This is a genomic window from Sutcliffiella deserti (assembly GCF_020037475.1).
Taxonomy (GTDB): Bacteria; Bacillota; Bacilli; order Bacillales; family Bacillaceae_I; genus Sutcliffiella_A; species Sutcliffiella_A deserti.
The window spans coordinates 31,135-48,810 of sequence record NZ_JAIQDB010000013.1; the positions used below are offsets into that span (position 1 = coordinate 31,135).

General features: G+C 40.4%; 15 protein-coding genes and 2 tRNA genes. 15 read left to right on the top strand and 2 right to left on the bottom strand.

Translation table 11 applies throughout. From position 1 onward, the window contains the following. The first annotated feature begins 552 nt into the window (after positions 1-552). The 7 genes from K9B36_RS15650 (at position 553) to K9B36_RS15680 (ending at position 5,884) form a co-directional block, all read left to right on the top strand. A complete protein-coding gene (locus K9B36_RS15650; RefSeq protein WP_223703317.1) occupies positions 553-2,148 on the top strand; it encodes a putative polysaccharide biosynthesis protein in 1,596 nt (531 codons plus the stop codon). A gap of 13 nt (positions 2,149-2,161) precedes the next feature. Then, the gene (locus K9B36_RS15655) at positions 2,162-3,625 is read left to right on the top strand and encodes a bifunctional methyltransferase/pyrophosphohydrolase YabN (protein WP_223703319.1); all 1,464 of its coding nucleotides are present in this window, start codon (positions 2,162-2,164) and stop codon (positions 3,623-3,625) included. Between the two features lie 15 nt (positions 3,626-3,640). Further along, complete coding sequence (locus K9B36_RS15660; protein ID WP_223703321.1) at positions 3,641-3,910, top strand: RNA-binding S4 domain-containing protein; 270 nt, start codon at positions 3,641-3,643, stop codon at positions 3,908-3,910. Positions 3,911-3,990: 80 nt separating this feature from the next. Beyond that, the gene (gene yabP / locus K9B36_RS15665) at positions 3,991-4,299 is read left to right on the top strand and encodes a sporulation protein YabP (protein ID WP_223703322.1); all 309 of its coding nucleotides are present in this window, start codon (positions 3,991-3,993) and stop codon (positions 4,297-4,299) included. Further along, positions 4,296-4,934 carry a spore cortex biosynthesis protein YabQ gene (yabQ, locus tag K9B36_RS15670; protein ID WP_223703323.1) on the top strand — a complete coding sequence of 213 codons (639 nt, stop codon included), beginning with the start codon at positions 4,296-4,298 and terminating at the stop codon, positions 4,932-4,934. Before yabP ends, yabQ begins: the two co-directional genes overlap by 4 nt. 15 nt (positions 4,935-4,949) lie before the next feature. Beyond that, on the top strand, positions 4,950-5,333 hold the full coding sequence (locus K9B36_RS15675) for an FtsB family cell division protein (RefSeq protein WP_223703324.1): 384 nt from the start codon (positions 4,950-4,952) through the stop codon (positions 5,331-5,333). A gap of 89 nt (positions 5,334-5,422) precedes the next feature. Further along, the gene (locus tag K9B36_RS15680; protein WP_223703325.1) at positions 5,423-5,884 is read left to right on the top strand and encodes a S1 domain-containing RNA-binding protein; all 462 of its coding nucleotides are present in this window, start codon (positions 5,423-5,425) and stop codon (positions 5,882-5,884) included. A 686-nt stretch (positions 5,885-6,570) separates the two neighbouring features. Here the strand turns inward: K9B36_RS15680 and K9B36_RS15685 are convergent. Then, positions 6,571-6,642, bottom strand: a tRNA-Glu gene (locus tag K9B36_RS15685). A gap of 11 nt (positions 6,643-6,653) precedes the next feature. Next, positions 6,654-6,730, bottom strand: a tRNA-Met gene (locus K9B36_RS15690). 433 nt (positions 6,731-7,163) lie between these two features. Here K9B36_RS15690 and spoIIE point away from each other — a divergent pair. The 8 genes from spoIIE (at position 7,164) to hslO (ending at position 17,673) form a co-directional block, all read left to right on the top strand. Beyond that, a complete protein-coding gene (spoIIE, locus tag K9B36_RS15695; protein WP_223703326.1) occupies positions 7,164-9,650 on the top strand; it encodes a stage II sporulation protein E in 2,487 nt (828 codons plus the stop codon). 189 nt (positions 9,651-9,839) lie between these two features. Then, positions 9,840-10,577 (top strand): VWA domain-containing protein, encoded by a 738-nt coding sequence (locus tag K9B36_RS15700; RefSeq protein ID WP_223703327.1) that lies wholly within the window; start codon positions 9,840-9,842, stop codon positions 10,575-10,577. Next, a complete protein-coding gene (locus tag K9B36_RS15705) occupies positions 10,543-11,577 on the top strand; it encodes a protein kinase domain-containing protein (RefSeq protein ID WP_223703328.1) in 1,035 nt (344 codons plus the stop codon). The genes K9B36_RS15700 and K9B36_RS15705 overlap by 35 nt, the downstream gene beginning before the upstream one ends. A gap of 278 nt (positions 11,578-11,855) precedes the next feature. Further along, positions 11,856-13,250: a tRNA lysidine(34) synthetase TilS gene (gene tilS, locus K9B36_RS15710; RefSeq protein ID WP_223703330.1), complete on the top strand. Its 1,395-nt coding sequence runs from the start codon at positions 11,856-11,858 to the stop codon at positions 13,248-13,250. 22 nt (positions 13,251-13,272) lie between these two features. Further along, complete coding sequence (gene hpt, locus K9B36_RS15715) at positions 13,273-13,821, top strand: hypoxanthine phosphoribosyltransferase (RefSeq protein ID WP_223703332.1); 549 nt, start codon at positions 13,273-13,275, stop codon at positions 13,819-13,821. An 84-nt stretch (positions 13,822-13,905) separates the two neighbouring features. Then, on the top strand, positions 13,906-15,837 hold the full coding sequence (gene ftsH, locus K9B36_RS15720; protein ID WP_223703334.1) for an ATP-dependent zinc metalloprotease FtsH: 1,932 nt from the start codon (positions 13,906-13,908) through the stop codon (positions 15,835-15,837). Positions 15,838-15,996: 159 nt separating this feature from the next. Beyond that, complete coding sequence (locus K9B36_RS15725) at positions 15,997-16,770, top strand: type III pantothenate kinase (RefSeq protein ID WP_223703336.1); 774 nt, start codon at positions 15,997-15,999, stop codon at positions 16,768-16,770. 21 nt (positions 16,771-16,791) lie between these two features. After that, a complete protein-coding gene (gene hslO / locus K9B36_RS15730) occupies positions 16,792-17,673 on the top strand; it encodes an Hsp33 family molecular chaperone HslO (RefSeq protein WP_223703338.1) in 882 nt (293 codons plus the stop codon). Positions 17,674-17,676: the final 3 nt, after the last annotated feature.

Below are 17,676 nucleotides of genomic sequence, written 5' to 3' on the forward strand. Positions count from 1 at the left end.
CATTTCGGTTTGTCCAGTTGCAGCGACTAGCTCCTCGAGTCATAAGCCAGCTTCCTCCAGAGGTCAAAGAGCGACCTCTTGCAGAATCCGTCTTATGCTTGTCGGAGCTGGGCGAGTCGCTTCCACATTTCGGTTTGTCCAGTTGCAGCGACTAGCTCCTCGAGTCATAAGCCAGCTTCCTCCAGAGGTCAAAGAGCGACCTCTTGCAGAATCCGTCTTATGCTTGTCGGAGCTGGGCGAGTCGCTTCCACATTTCGGTTTGTCCAGTTGCAGCGACTAGCTCCTCGAGTCATAAGCCAGCTTCCTCCAGAGGTCAAAGAGCGACCTCTTGCAGAATCCGTCTTATGCTTGTCGGAGCTGGGCGAGTCGCTTCCACATTTCGGTTTGTCCAGTTGCAGCGACTAGCTCCTCGAGTCATAAGCCAGCTTCCTCCAGAGGTCAAAGAGCGACCTCTTGCTGAATCTGTCTTATGCTTGTCGGAGCTGAACGAGTCGCTTCCACATTTCTATGGTATAATAATACAATTGTATGTTTTGTAAAGGCGGGCTCGTTATGAATGTTCAGGGTGACCGTCATCTTCTTTTGGTATGGAAAGGGGCAATGATATTAACGGTTGCAGGTGTGTTGACGAAGATCTTAAGCGCTGCATATCGGGTACCCTTTCAAAATATTGTCGGAGATGTAGGTTTTTATATATATCAACAAGTTTATCCATTCTATGGAGTGGCAATTATTCTTTCTACATATGGTTTTCCAGTCATCATTTCGAAGTTAATAGCAGAGCAACCGGATGAGAACCGAGAGCGGGCTGCTTGGAAAATCGGGAAGATTTCTTTCTCTATTCTTCTCATATTCGGTGGGACTCTTTTTTCAATCCTTTATTTTGGAGCGGAAAGGATAGCCCGAATAATGGGAGATGAAGGCTTAACCAGCTTAATTAGAATTGTGGCTTTTTCTTTCTTATTATTGCCTTTTGTATCGGTTTGGAGAGGGATGTTCCAGGGAAGCGGGAACATGACCCCAACTGCCGTTTCCCAAGTAAGCGAACAACTAATTAGAGTCTGTACCATTCTTTTGTTGGCGATTTTACTTGTACGGAATGACTATTCTTTATACGATGTCGGGGCAGGGGCGATGGTGGGGTCCATTGCCGGGGGAGTGGCGGCGATTGTAGTATTATGTTTCTTTTTTCAACGCTATAGGAGGAAAAATAAACAACAAAATGATTCTGCTATTTCCTTCCCTTCCAAACCGGTTGTGGTCGCACTGCTAACGCAAGGCTTTACCATTTGTATAAGCAGCTTGTTATTAATTTTCTTTCAGATGGTTGATAGTTTTACGATATATGCTTGGCTAGTTGAAAGTGGTACTTCTGAGGATGCGGCTAAACGATTAAAAGGAATATACGACCGAGGTCAGCCGCTTATTCAGCTGGGAACGGTGGTTGCCACCGCCTTTTCCTTATCGTTGGTTCCTTTTATTACTATGGCGAAAGGAAAGCAGTTAGATAAAGAAATTAAAGATAAGGTCAAATTATCAATTAGAGTCAGCATTGCCATTGGTACAGGTGCCTCGGTAGGGTTAGCTTGGCTCATCCAGCCAGTGAATAAGATGTTATTCTCAAATATAAACGGTTCTGAAGTTCTATTCGTTTTAGGATTATCTATTTTATTCAGCAGTATCGCGCTAACGGCTGCGGCTATTTTGCAGGGGTTAGGACATGCACATTTGCCGGCCTTGTATGTTGTGATTGGAATAGGCATCAAACTAGGCCTTCATTACATTCTCCTTCCTACCTTTTCTACCATGGGTGCCGCAATAAGTACATTACTGGCAAGTGCAATAGTAGCATTTGGCCTGCTATTTGAAATAAAAAGGAAAACAGGCATAGTCATTTTTGAGAAAACGTACGTATACCCGATCTTTGTAAGTGTTGGAGCAATGTCTGTACTATTGATCTTATTTTTACAAGGAAGTAATTGGTTTGTGGGAACAAGCCGGTTGTTTGCAACGGGACAAAGTCTGGTTGGAGTCATTTTAGGTGGAAGTGCATTTCTTCTCCTTTTAATAAAAAGTAATTATTTTACAAAAACTGAGCTTTCCTTCCTACCTTTAGGCAGCAAGCTATCCAAATTAATTAAACAGTAAAGTGGTGACATAAATGGGTAATTTAACGGTGTTAGGTTTAGGTGCTGGTGATTTAGAGCAACTTCCCATGGGAGTTTACAAGCAAATTATGAATAGTGAACATCTCTTTCTTAGGACAAAGGAACATCCAGTGATTCAGGATCTGGAAAAAGAAGGCCTGACCTACCAATCCTTTGATGCAATGTATGAACAAACAAACTCGTTTGAGGATGTATATGAAAAAATCACGGCACAATTACTTGTGGAGAGTCAGGAGAAAAACGTGGTGTATGCCGTTCCTGGACATCCTCTTGTTGCGGAGAGAACAGTCCAGCTCTTGCTCGAAAAGTCAAAAAACAACGAAATTAACCTTAAGATCTTGGGAGGGCAAAGCTTTCTGGATCCTATGTTTACAGCACTTGGTCTAGATCCAATCGACGGCTTTCAGTTTCATGATGCGACATCACTTGTGAAAGAATCGATTGAACCTACACAGCATATGATTTTCTGCCAAGTGTATGATGCCTTTATTGCATCCGAAGTAAAGCTGACACTTATGGAAATCCTGCCTGATGAGTATCCCGTTACAATCGTAACAGCTGCAGGATCTAAGCAGGAAAAAATAATAAAGGTCCCTTTATATGAATTAGATCATGTGACAGAAATAAATAACCTGACAAGTGTGTATGTACCAGCAGTTAAAGAGGAACAGTTACTATATCGGCAATTTTCCTCCTTTCGTCAAACCATCTCTATTTTAAGAGGTCCCAATGGCTGTCCTTGGGATCAAAAGCAAACCCATGAATCTCTTAAAAAATACTTAATAGAAGAAGCGTACGAATTGATTGATGCCATTGATGACAATGATATTGATGGGATTATAGAAGAGCTCGGGGATGTTTTTCTTCAAGTAATGTTACATGCCCAAATCGGGGAAGACGAGGGTTTCTTCAATATCGATGACGTGATAGAAGGAATTAACGAGAAAATGATCCGTCGACACCCCCACGTGTTCGGTGATGCCTCTGTTCATGATGCAGAGGATGTGGTAAAAAGGTGGGATGAAATTAAGAAGATGGAAAAGGGAGAGCGAGCCGAGCAATCCATCTTAGATGCTGTGGCTAAAGGGCTACCCAACTTGACAAAAGCGTTCCAGTTTCAGAAAAAGGCTGCCAAGGTTGGATTTGACTGGGAAAATGTAGAGCCGATGTGGGAAAAAGTTTCCGAAGAAATGAAAGAACTACAAGAGGAAATTGCACAAGGTGGAAGTCAGGAAGATATAGCAACAGAATTTGGAGATGTGCTTTTCGCCTTGGTGAATGTTGCGAGGTACTACAAGCTAGATCCCGAAGAAGCGGTTGCTTATACAAATCGTAAGTTTTATCGAAGGTTTACTTTTATCGAAAAGAAGGTAAAAGAGTTAGAATTAGAGATAGAAACGCTGTCTTTGGAACAATTAGATGAGTTCTGGAATGAAGCAAAACACAAAGGCTTATAATAAGGGGGAACAGTCATGCGATTAGATAAATTTTTAAAGGTTTCTCGAATCATTAAACGTCGAACATTGGCCAAGGAAGTTGCAGAACAAGGCCGAATTTCCATCAATGGTATTAAAGCAAAGGCAAGTAGTACCGTAAAAGGTGGAGATGAGCTAACCATCCATTTTGGACAAAAAATTGTAACTGCCTCTGTCGATCATGTACAAGAAACAGCAAAAAAAGAAGAGGCATCCATGATGTATACCATTTTAAAAGAGGAACGAGTCGCACAAACAGAAGAGTAGAATGTACAGGCTTGTTCTAAAAAAAAATCCCTTTCATATACATGTACTATCTTTAAGTAATGGATAGGTGAGGGATGAAAATGAACCAATACTATGAAGAAAACCATTCGAATAAGCAGCATACTGTCCAAGAACAAGACATCGTCATGAGAAGCAGAAGGTTGCTTGATATCACAGGTGTAAAGCAAGTAGAAAGCTTTGATAATGAAGAGTTTCTCTTAGAAACCGTCATGGGCTTTCTTTCTGTAAGAGGTCAAAATTTACAGATGAAAAACTTGGATGTAGAAAAGGGAGTCGTCTCAATAAAAGGTAAAATCATGGAGATTATTTACCTGGATGATCAACAAGCGGAGAAAGCTAAAGGTTTCTTTAGTAAGTTATTTAAATGACCCTAACCACCCAGTTCTACACAATGCTTGCCATGGTTGGCGTGGGCAGCTACTTGGGAGCAGCCGTTGATACGTATGGACGGTTTATGAAAAGAGAAAAAAGAGCGAGATGGATCGTGTTTCTGCACGACCTCCTCTTTTGGCTCATGCAGGGGCTTGTAACCTTCTATGTCCTCCTTAAAGTAAATGAGGGCGAGGTTCGTTTTTATATCTTTATTGCGATCGTTTGTGGGTATGCAGCCTATCAAAGTATTCTTCGTTATTTTTATTTAAGTTTATTAGAGTCCACGATTCAACTTTCCATAAGCTTCTACCAGTTGTTAGAAAAAATAGTGAAAATGACGATAATCAAGCCTATTCAATTACTCGTACAAGCTATAATATTTATTCTATTAGGGACTTATAAGGTTGTATATTCAATCGTTCGCTTTTTACTTATTTTGATTTGGAAAATAATAAAGATTCTTACTCTACCGATTCAATGGGTTTTTATGCTACTATGGAAGTTGCTTCCGAAATCTTTTAAAAAATATTTGGAAATTCTTTTTAGAAAGATAGCAGGATTTTTCTCACTAGTAAAGAATAGGAAACATAGTATAATAAATAGAGTGAAGGAAATTTTGAAAAAGCGCTAGGAGAGGAATGATAAGATGAGCGCGGCAAGAAAAAAGAACATAGCAGAAATAAATTCAGATTATTCAAAAGTTAAACAGGAACAGTATATGAAGCAACAAAAAAAACGCCGTGGGCTTTACCGCCGTTTGTCCTTATTCTTTGTCATAGTGGCAGTTTTTGGAATTCTTATAGGTAAGACACTTTTGGAGCAACGAGCTATTTTACAGGAAAAACAAGATAGAAAAGAAGCAGTGGAACAAGAACTGGTTCAATTAGAGCAAGAACAGCACCGTTTAGAGGAAGAAATAGTCAAACTGAACGATGATGAGTATATTGCGAAGATCGCACGTAGAGATTATTTCATGTCAGAAGATGGAGAAATCATCTTCAATATACCGGATGATTCGTCATCAGATTAGTTGTTATATTGACACCTCAATTTTGCTCTAGGTATAATGGTAGGTAAAGTGATTTATTTTTTATGATTTTAAGGAGGAGCATTTTTTTTATGTCAATCGAAGTAGGCAGCAAGTTACAGGGTAAGGTAACAGGAATAACTAACTTTGGCGCGTTTGTAGAGTTGCCAGGAGGCACAACGGGTCTAGTTCACATCAGTGAGGTTGCAGACAACTATGTGAAGGATATTAACGATCATTTAAAAGTGAACGATGAGGTACTAGTCAAAGTCATTAATGTGGAAAAAGACGGGAAAATCGGTCTTTCCATCAAAAAAGCTAGTGACACTTACCGTGAGCCACAACCACGCTCGTCTGCACCATCATCTCCATCAAGACCGAGCACACAAAATCGTTCTAGCCAACGACCACCAAGAAAAAGAGAAGAATTCCGTCCAAAGGAAAACTTTGAGCAGAAAGTGGCAAGATTCTTAAAGGATAGCGAAGATCGTTTATCTTCCCTGAAGCGCAACACGGAATCAAAACGTGGAGGTCGTGGAGCCAAACGAGGCTAACTTGCTGCTAAATATTCTATATATAGACGTAAGCCACGTCAAAAAGCACGCTCCGAATTGACGGAGCTGCTCAGACTGTAGATACCAATTCGATGAATATCGTGAAGGTGTCTACAGTTTTTTTGCGTTTTCAGAAGAGAACTCTGGGTAGAGTTTGTTGTTGTGTGCCTGTGAAGCATATGGGAAGTGGCTGGAATGAGAACATGGGAACGGTGTGAAAGGGTGGAGGAATGGTCTCAATGTGGTGGAATGAGACCGTCGGAGTGATGAAAAAGGGGGAGGGATGGTCTCAATGTGGTGGAATGAGACTATCTGAGTGATAAAAAAGGCCACTGAAAACTGAAAACATATAGTTTAGTTGGCTTCTAGCTGTGGATTGGAGCAAATGGTGTAGACTCCAGCGGTGGAGTAGCGACAAGCTTGAGACCCCGCAGGGCATAGCCCGAGGAGGCTCAAGGTCGCCCCGCGGAAAGCGAAGCCATTTGCGGAAAGGAACAGCGGTGTTTAACTCAAACCTAAAATTATGTACTTTTTTCAGTGGCCTCGTGATAAAAAATGGGGGGGATGGTCTCAGTGGAGAGAAATGAGATCCTCGGGTCGCTTAAACCGTTTGCAAAAACAACAAAAAAACAACACCCATCACTGGGTGTTGTTTTTAATTCATTTACTACTATCATGCTTATTTATGACCCATACGGGATTCGAACCCGTGTTACCGCCGTGAAAGGGCGGTGTCTTAACCGCTTGACCAATGGGCCTAATTTAAATTTGGTAGCGGCGGAGGGAGTCGAACCCACGACCTCACGGGTATGAACCGTACGCTCTAGCCAGCTGAGCTACACCGCCAAATTAAATTGCATAAATTGTCTTACAGAAATAAGGCACAAAAGTTATATTACTAAGATATAAAGTATATGTCAATACATTTGTAAAATGTAAGAATAATTAAAACATTTTCTATGGTTTTACCTAGAGAAGNTTAAATTGCATAAATTGTCTTACAGAAATAAGGCACAAAAGTTATATTACTAAGATATAAAGTATATGTCAATACATTTGTAAAATGTAAGAATAATTAAAACATTTTCTATGGTTTTACCTAGAGAAGTTACAAAAAATGAGGATGTGGGTTAGCAAATGCGATGTTTTCTTGGCAGCTTTCCTCCCTTTTTCTTGAAATAGGTCGAACACTTCTTTCTTGCAGAGTTGTTGGTTTGACAAATCTTTTCTTTTTCAGCTTGTATAATGACCTCAATGAACCGAAACGGGAGTGGATAAAATGGAGAGAGTAGAAAGGGAAATGGGGGAACCGGTTTCTAATGTTCAGTTAGATAAGCTGAAAAGAGGCATGTTGAATTATATGAATAATATTAGGAGTAAGCTAGCTTCTATTCTTTTTCATCAGGGCTTTCTATTGGTCTTTATTGGGTTTTTATTGGGACGAGCCCTTATCCTTGGGGAAGTGACTCCGTTTGCTTTACCATTTTTTGCAGCCGTCTATTTTATGAAAAAGAAACGAGCAGGGTTAACGTTGATAGCCTTATTGATTGGATCGAGTACGGTTTCTTTCTTAACAACAGCGTATGTTTTTGGTGGGATAGTGTTGTTCATCCTGTTATTTAAGTGGGTACTGGCTCTACGAATTGAAGCTATGAAGGCACTTCCCTTTCTAGTATTTTTCGCCGCATTTCTTTCTAAAACCTCAATGCTTTACTTAACGACCGGAATAGTTGCCTATGATTGGATGATGATTGCGGTGGAGGCGGGATTAGGCTTTATATTAACGCTTATCTTTTTTCAGAGCATTCCCCTTCTAACAATGAAGAAGAAAAAACAGGCGTTTAAAACAGAAGAGATCATCTGCTTAATTATCTTACTATCCTCCGTTCTAACCGGAACAATTGGCTGGACAATGTACGATATGTCAGTAGAGCATATTTTATCGAGATATTTGGTTTTGATCTTTGCATTTGTTGCAGGAGCTACGATTGGTTCTACAGTAGGAGTGGTGGCTGGACTAATTTTAAGCTTAGCTACAGTCTCGAATCTATATCAAATGAGCCTGCTGGCATTTGCCGGCCTCCTTGGTGGGTTATTAAGAGAAGGAAACAAGCTGGGTGTATCTGTTGGTCTTTTGCTTGGTACGCTCTTACTTGGAATTTATGGGGAAGGTACACATATGCTTATGCCCAACATATTAGAGTCTCTTGCCGCCGTTGTTATCTTTTTACTCACTCCGCAAAATGCCATCTCTAAATTGGCTAAACATATACCGGGAACAGCAGAGTATACTGCAGAGCAACAACAATATTTAAGAAAAATACGTGATGTGACAGCAAACAGAGTAGAGCAATTTTCCCATGTTTTTCAGGCTTTATCTAATAGCTTTTCAAAATTTCAATTTGAGCAGCCGGATTCAGAACAAGAAATCGATTTATTTTTAAGTAATGTCACAGAGAAAACATGTCAAAACTGCTTTAAAAAAGAGCAATGCTGGTCACAGAACTTTCATAAAACCTATGATTATATGACGAAACTAATGGAGGACACAGAAGAGGGAACGGTTAGTTTAAATGTCAAATTACAAAAGGAGTGGGATCGCCATTGTGTGAAATCGGAAAAAGTGAAAACGGTAATAAAGCAAGAGTTAGAACAATTTCATGCGAGTGAGAAGTTGAAAAAACAATTAATGGAGAGTAGGAGGTTGGTAGCTGACCAATTATTAGGCGTGTCACAAGTGATGGAGGATTTTGCTAAAGAAATACAAAGAGAGAGGGAAAATCATTACCTGCAAGAAGATCAAATTCTAGAAGCACTACAAGCATTTGGCATACAAATTGAACAGGTGGAAATATACAGTGTCGAGCAGGGGAATGTAGATATTGAAATGACTATTCCTTATTGCCAGGGTAGAGGTGAATGTGAAAAACTCATTGCTCCGATGCTTTCAGATATATTAAGTGAAAATATTATGGTGAAAAAAGAAGAGTGTAATGCAGACAACAATGGATACTGTCATGTGTCATTTGGTTCAGCAAAAGCATTTGTAGTAGAAACAGGCGTCGCACATGCAGCAAAAGGAGGAGGACTGGTATCAGGGGATAGCTTTTCTATGATTGAATTAGGCTTGGGGAAGTTTGCGATAGCAATCAGTGATGGCATGGGAAATGGAGAGCGTGCGCATCATGAAAGCAAAGAAACGCTAAAGCTTTTACAGGAAATTTTGCAGTCTGGTATTAAAGAAAAGGTAGCAATTAAATCCGTAAACTCTGTTTTATCCTTACGAACAACGGATGAGATTTTTACAACATTAGACTTAGCGATGATCGACCTTCAGGATGCTTCCACTAAATTCTTAAAAGTAGGCTCTACCCCAAGTTTTATCAAGAGAGGAGAACGTGTACTGAAAATAGAAGCTAGCAACCTACCAATGGGAATTATTCAAGAGTTCGATGTAGATGTCGTTAGCGAGCAGTTAAAGGCAGGAGACTTGCTTATTATGATGAGTGATGGAATCTTCGAAGGTCCGAAACATGTAGAGAATTATGACTTATGGATGAAACGAAAGGTTGCTGAAATTTTAACAGACGATCCACAGGAAATGGCAGATATCATTATGGAGGAGGTTATACGCACCCGCTCAGGTCAAATTCAAGATGACATGACTGTGGTTGTGGCAAAGATAGAAAGAAATATACCGAAATGGGCAGCTATCCCTGCTTACAACTATATTTCTAAAAACCAACCGATGCAGGAAGCGCTATGAAAAGTAAAGCGGAACCGGCTCGTATTGCTCCGACAAGCATAAGACAGTTTCCGCAAGAGGTCTCTCTTGGACAAGCATAAACCAGTGACTAAAGCTTTACATTTCTATTCTATTAAAAAAGGTATAAAACCCCCTAATATCGACCATGATGGCTAATGTATATCATATGCATTTAGGAGGGGACAAACCGTGTATAAAGGAACGTTAAAGCAAATTCTATTAATTACAGATGGTTGCTCAAACTCTGGAGAAGACCCAATTGCCATGGCAGCTCTTGCAAAAGAACAGGATATTACTGTGAATGTTATAGGGGTGATGGATGAGGATACAATTGACGAAAGAGGAATGCAGGAAATTGAAGGAATCGCCATGTCCGGTGGTGGGGTAAGCCAAATCGTTTATGCAAAAAACTTATCTCAAACAGTCCAAATGGTAACAAGAAAAGCAATGACCCAAACTTTACAAGGAGTGATTAATAAAGAACTTCAACAGATTTTAGGTTCAAGCTCATCGATGGAGGATCTTCCGCCGGAAAAACGAGGAGAGGTGATGGAGGTAGTAGACGAGTTGGGGGAAACAGTCTCCTTACAAGTGTTAATTCTAGTTGACACAAGTGCCAGTATGAAATCCAAGCTTCCAACGGTAAAAGAAGCATTGCTGGATCTATCACTTAGTTTAAATGCAAGAATGGGGGACAATCAGTTTTCTGCCTTTGTATTCCCAGGCAAACGCCAAGAAGTAGAAAACATCTTGGATTGGACACCAAAACTTGAGTCCTTATCATCTATATTTCCAAAACTTTCTACTGGAGGGATAACACCAACGGGACCTGCTTTAAAAGAAGCCATTCCTTATTTTAAGAAAAAGCGTAGCTTAAGGAGCTTGATTTCCGATGATGAACAATACTATGAAGAGTCAGGTAGGTAATCTGCCCCAAGGAACCACCATCTTCGGAAAATGGCACCAAAATAGCTATACCATCTTGAAAACACTTGGATACGGTGCGACAGGACATGTTTACTTAACGAGAAACACTAGTGGATATGCTGCGTTGAAAATTAGTGAAAACAGTTTATCCATTACATCTGAGGTTAATGTCCTACGTCATTTCTCGAAGGTCCGGGGATATTCCCTCGGACCTTCTTTGATCGATGTGGATGACTGGCAACAAAAAAAGGGAGGGCCTACCTATTCCTTTTATGTGATGGAATACCTTGAAGGGGAAGCATTCCTTAAATTTATTGAGAAGAAGGGGATGGAATGGGCAGGCATTCTTATTCTGCAGTTACTAACCGATCTTCAAACACTTCATGAGGAAGGATGGGTATTTGGTGACTTAAAGCCGGATAATCTAATTGTCACTTCGAATCCTTCTAAAGTAAGACTTATTGATGTGGGAGGGACAACAATCAGGGGTAGGGCAATTAAGGAATTTACAGAATTCTACGATCGGGGCTACTGGGGGTTAGGTTCAAGAAAAGCGGAGCCTACGTATGACCTATTTGCAGTTGCCATGATTATGGTGAACACCTGCTATCCTAAGCAGTTTTTAAAGAATGGAGAGGGTGGACTTAAGCAATTAACTAGCGTCATTCAAGGTAATCCATGGTTAATGAAACACGAAAAGGTTATAATTCGGGCACTGTCCGGTAAATACGATTCCGCTGGCGCGATGAAAAAAGACGTTTTACAGGTTTTAAGTGAAGCGAAGCCAATCAGTACTACTCAAACAAAGGCTAAATATACACCTCAATCAAGGGCTGGCAATTATGCAAGTAGAACCAGCAGGCATCAACAGCCCAAAAAAGCTACTTCCTCCGTAAAAACTACTCCTAAAAGTAAGGCAAAAGGAGTTCTTGAAACAGGAGTGCTGTTAACGATTGTTTTAGCCGCGTATTTTTTCTATATTTACGGCCAATTGTTATGATAACAAGTGTTTACTAGGAAAAGTAGTGGGTATAAAGGGGTATGGTTCTTTTTACTGCCCTATTCAAACGAAATTTAGAGTAATTTCTTAATTTAACAGGAAAAGAGCACGACAGCACTGATTGTAACCGGGTGTACCAAAATACGTAAAAGCAACAATCTATGCGAAAACAGCCTTTTACAAGTAGTAATTAAAAAGCTTCTGTTTTGCAGTGACACACATCAAATGGTAGGATAAAGTAGAAATTATACGTGTATTTTTAAAGGAATGGGTATAATATGTGGAGCAATGTTTCTGCCTTTATTCAAAAACATAAATTACTACCAGAAAAGTCCAGTGTTGTGGTGGGTGTAAGCGGTGGAGCAGACTCCATTGGCCTGTTGCATTATTTGTACACTCAAAGGCAGGAAAAGCATTTAACACTTGTTGTGGCTCATGTGGACCACATGTTTAGGGGAAAGCAGTCAAAAGAAGATATGCTTTTTGTTCAAGAGGTGTGTAAACAAAGGAACATCCCTTTTGAGTCAAAACAGATAGACGTAAAAGCCTACCAGGTGAAGCACAAACTTAATGCTCAGGTTGCTGCAAGAGAGTGTCGTTATAAGTTTTTTCAAGAAATAATGGACAAGCATGATGCACACCTTTTAGCACTTGGTCATCATGGAGATGATCAGGTTGAAACCATCTTGATGAAGATAGGAAGAGGATCCTCTATGTCGGGTGTTACCGGAATACTTCCACAGCGCCGTTTCGGAAAAGGATGGATTATTCGACCGCTTCTTTCGGTTACTAAGGATGAAGTTCTTGCCTATGTGAAGAAAAATAGGCTTTCTTATCGCCACGACCCGAGTAATGATAAGGATAACTATCGTAGGAACCGTATACGGCATCATGTACTACCGCTTTTAAAAGAAGAATTCCCCACCTTACATGAGAAGTTCCAGAGATTCAGCGAGCATTTACAAGAGGACAATTTATACTTAGAGGAATTAACGCAAAAAGAGTGGAATAAAGTAATTAAAACTAAAACAAACAAGAGGGTAGTTATAAGCAGAAAACCGGTGCTTTTAATGGCAAAAACTTTACAAAGGCGAGGGATTCATCTAATATTAAACTATCTCTACAATTATAGAATTCCTCCATCTCTTTCCTCTGTACATATTGATAATTTGTTATCCTTATTGGAAAGTGAGCACCCTTCAGGAATGTTGCATTTTCCGGATGGTTTGCAGGTTCTCCGGTCTTACAATGAGTGTACGTTTACATTTGAAGATGTAAAGTTTTCGCCTTATCGTGCGACACTTGAAGTTCCCGGTACTCTAATCTTGCCGACAAACGGTGTAATCATCTGCGAGGTTTGGACACACTACAAACATAATGGAATTTTAGAGCAAAACCAGGCAATCATCGATTTAAGCAATGTAACTTTCCCGCTTAATGTGCGAACAAGACGTGATGGTGATCGTATTAAGCTAAAGGGAACTCACGGCAGCAAGAAGTTGAAGAGTGTATTTATTGACGGGAAGGTTCCTAGAGATGAACGGGAAACCTGGCCTGTTATAGTAGATGCACAGGAAACGGTTCTCTGGGTGCCGCTGCTAAAACGTTCGTCTTTTGAAGCAACAGAGGAAACGATGGGTCCTGTACTAGTATTAACTTACAAGAAGAGCTAACAGTTTGGGAGGCAACAAAGAAATGAAACAAGATATTGAAAAGGTACTCTTTAGCGAAGAAGAGCTTCAAGCAAAAGTAAGAGAATTAGGCGGCCAACTGACAGAAGATTATAGCGGCCGTTATCCCTTGGCAATAGGTGTTCTTAAGGGAGCTATGCCATTTATGGGCGACCTCATTAAACGGATGGATACATATTTAGAAATGGATTTTATGGATGTATCAAGCTACGGTAATAACACCGTTTCTTCAGGAGAAGTGAAGATCCTGAAAGATTTGGATACTTCTGTTGAGGGTAGAGACATCCTAATTGTAGAAGACATCATTGATAGTGGATTGACATTGAGCTATTTGGTGGAGTTGTTCCGCTACCGTAAGGCAAAAACAATTAAAATTGTCACACTGCTGGATAAACCAAGTGGCAGAATAGCTGATATTAAAGCAGATTATGTAGGTTTTATCGTTCCCGATGAGTTTGTAGTAGGATACGGTCTCGACTATGCAGAAAGATATCGTAATCTTCCTTATATCGGCGTATTAAAGCCTGAAATCTATACAAACAACGAAGAGTAAAAACAGTTAAACCGATTTCTTGAATTGGATTAATTTTCTATGATACTATTGGTTTAATCTGTCTATCGTGGGAGGAGGTAAGGGATGAATAGAATATTTCGTAATACCATCTTTTATTTATTAATATTTTTAGTGGTCATAGGGGTTGTTAGCTTTTTTAACAGTCCAAGTACGGACGAAGAACCGATCACGTATAATACATTCATCCAGGATCTTGAAGATAACCGGGTGGAAAAGTTCACTATACAACCAACTCGTTCCGTCTATGAGGTGCGTGGAAATATTGTAGGTGCAGAGGAAGGCAAAACCTTTGTTACAGCAATTCCAAATAGTCCAAGTGCACTAGAACGTGTAGAATCGGTTGCAGAAGCGCAAAACATAAGCATGACGGTAGAAGAGGCGGAAGAAACAAGTGGCTGGGTAACCTTCTTCACTTCCATCATTCCATTTGTCATCATTTTCATCCTATTTTTCTTCTTACTAAATCAAGCTCAAGGCGGCGGAAGCCGTGTGATGAACTTTGGTAAAAGTAAGGCGAAGCTATATAGTGAGGAAAAGAAAAAAGTTAAATTCAAGGATGTAGCAGGCGCAGACGAAGAGAAACAAGAACTAGTAGAAATAGTGGACTTTCTAAAAGATCCTCGTAAATTCTCAGAGCTTGGTGCTCGTATTCCTAAAGGGGTGCTATTAGTAGGACCTCCGGGTACAGGTAAAACCTTGCTTGCGAGAGCAGTTGCAGGGGAAGCAGGTACACCATTCTTCTCTATTAGTGGATCAGACTTTGTAGAGATGTTTGTCGGGGTCGGTGCGTCCCGTGTTCGTGATCTATTTGAAAATGCGAAAAAGAATGCCCCATGTATCATTTTCATTGATGAGATTGATGCTGTAGGTCGTCAACGTGGCGCTGGATTAGGTGGAGGACACGATGAGCGTGAACAAACCCTAAATCAATTGCTAGTAGAAATGGATGGATTTGGAGCAAATGAAGGAATTATCATTATTGCTGCAACAAACCGTCCTGATATTCTTGACCCTGCGTTATTGAGACCAGGTCGTTTTGACCGCCAGATCACAGTTGATCGTCCAGACTTAAAAGGTCGTGAAGAGGTTCTTAAAGTACATGCGCATAACAAGCCGTTTTCTGAAAAGATCGATATGAAGACTATTGCGATGCGTACTCCTGGCTTTTCTGGTGCAGACTTAGAAAATCTTCTCAATGAAGCAGCGTTAGTAGCTGCAAGACGCAATAAAAAAAGCATTGATATGCTTGATATTGATGAGGCGATTGACCGTGTTATTGCTGGGCCGGCTAAGAAGGGGAAAGTTATCTCTAAGAAGGAACGTAATATTGTAGCCTATCATGAAGCTGGGCACACCATTATTGGTTTAGTTCTTGACGAGGCGGACATGGTCCATAAAGTTACAATCGTTCCTCGTGGGCAAGCTGGCGGTTATGCCGTAATGCTGCCTAGAGAAGACCGTTACTTCATGACAAAGCCTGAGCTATTGGACAAAATTACTGGTCTCTTAGCGGGTCGTGTGGCTGAGGAACTTGTCTTTGGAGAAGCAAGTACGGGTGCTCATAATGATTTCCAACGCGCTACAGGAATTGCCCGCAAAATGGTTACTGAATATGGAATGAGCGAAAAGCTTGGTCCATTGCAATTTGGTCAAGCATCAGGTGGTCAAGTATTCCTAGGTCGTGATATTCAAAATGAGCAAAACTACAGTGATGCCATTGCGCATGATATTGATATGGAAATTCAGCGTTTCATTAAAGAAAGCTTCGAGCGGGCTAAGCAAATTCTTACAGAAAACCGCGAAAAGCTAGAACTTGTAGCTCAAACTTTATTAGAAGTTGAAACACTTGATGAAAAACAAATCAAGCACCTTTACGAAAATGGGAAGCTTCCGGAAGTTCCTGTTAAAGAAAATGTGCAAGATGATGTAAAAGTAAATATCAATTCTAAAAAAGATACAGATATAAAAAACACGGACGATAAAAAGCCGGAATGAGAAAAAGATGCCTGTGCTCAGGCATCTTTTTTTGTCGAAATTAGCAGTTTAGTGCAGAAAAAGGATTTCCCGAGGAATAAATAGTTCCTGGTTATCAATGTGAATACTTATAGTATAATAAGGCTATCATTGTAAATTGTTAGTAAAGTGGGGATTGTCATGATATTTGTCTTGGATGTAGGGAATACAAATACAGTTATTGGTGTATACGAAGGAGAAGAGTTAAAGCATCATTGGAGGGTGGAAACGAGTCGAAATAAGACGGAGGACGAGTTCGGGATGATCATCAAATCCTTACTCGAACATGTTGGTCTTAAATTTCAGGACTTTGATGGGATTATCATCTCTTCTGTGGTTCCTCCAATCATGTTCTCTTTGGAAAGAATGTGTCAGAAATATTTTCATGTAAAGCCATTAGTGGTTGGGCCTGGGATTAAAACAGGGTTAAATATAAAGTATGAAAATCCGAGAGAAGTCGGTGCCGATCGAATTGTCAATGCAGTTGCAGGTATACACCTCTATGGAAGTCCGCTAATTATTGTGGACTTTGGTACGGCGACAACCTATTGCTATATCAATGAGGAGAAACAGTACCTCGGTGGTGCCATTGCGCCCGGTATAAGCATTTCAACTGAAGCTCTTTATTCAAGAGCATCCAAGCTTCCCAGAATTGAGATTGCACGACCAGATGGAGTAATCGGAAAAAATACGGTTAGTGCAATGCAAGCGGGGATTCTTTTTGGTTATGTCGGACAAGTAGAAGGGATTGTTGAACGAATGAAGCGTCAATCTCCTATTGTCCCTAATGTAATTGCTACCGGGGGCTTGGCTACCCTGATAGGAAATGAAACAGATGTAATTGACATCGTCGATCCTTTTTTAACACTAAAAGGGCTACATTTAATTTATACAAAAAATACAAAAGATGAATGAGACGAAAGGAGAGAGTACAGCATGTCAGACTATCTAGTAAAATCACTTGCATTTAAAGGACAGGTGCGAGCGTATGCAGTTAAATCAACGGAGACTGTTTCTGAAGCGCAAAAACGTCATCAAACATGGCCAACTGCCTCAGCAGCTTTAGGTAGAGCAATGTCTGCCTCGGTGATGCTTGGAGCAATGCTAAAAGGCGAAAATAAGCTAACCATAAAGATTGACGGCGGAGGGCCAATCGGAGCGATCCTTGTGGATACCAATGCAAAAGGACAGGTAAGAGGGTATGTCTCGAACCCTCAAACACATTTTGAACTAAACCAGCAGGGGAAATTGGATGTGGCACGAGCTGTTGGGACAAACGGATCACTCACGGTTGTGAAAGACATAGGCTTAAAAGATCATTTTTCAGGGCAAACGGAATTGGTTTCCGGTGAACTTGGAGAAGACTTCACTTATTACCTGGTATCTTCTGAGCAAGTGCCTTCAGCTGTAGGAGTGGGAGTTCTTGTAAATCCGGACAACTCCATACTTGCTGCCGGTGGTTTCATTATCCAGTTACTTCCTGGAACATCGGAAGAAACAATTCGTATTATTGAAGAAAAAATCAGCACCATGACACCTGTTTCAAAGCTTATTGAAAAAGGACTTACACCAGAGGAACTTTTAAAAGAAATTCTAGGAGAAAACAATGTTGAATTTTTAGAAACAATGCCGGTGGAGTTTAAGTGCAAATGTTCTAAAGATCGCTTTGAGCGTGCAATCATCTCTTTAGGAGAAAAAGAAATCTCTGAAATTATTGAAGAAGATGGGCACGCACAAACGCATTGTCATTTCTGTAATGCGACCTATGATTTCTCTAAAGAAGAGCTTGAAAGCATGAGAGATCAAGTTAAAGGCTAGGTG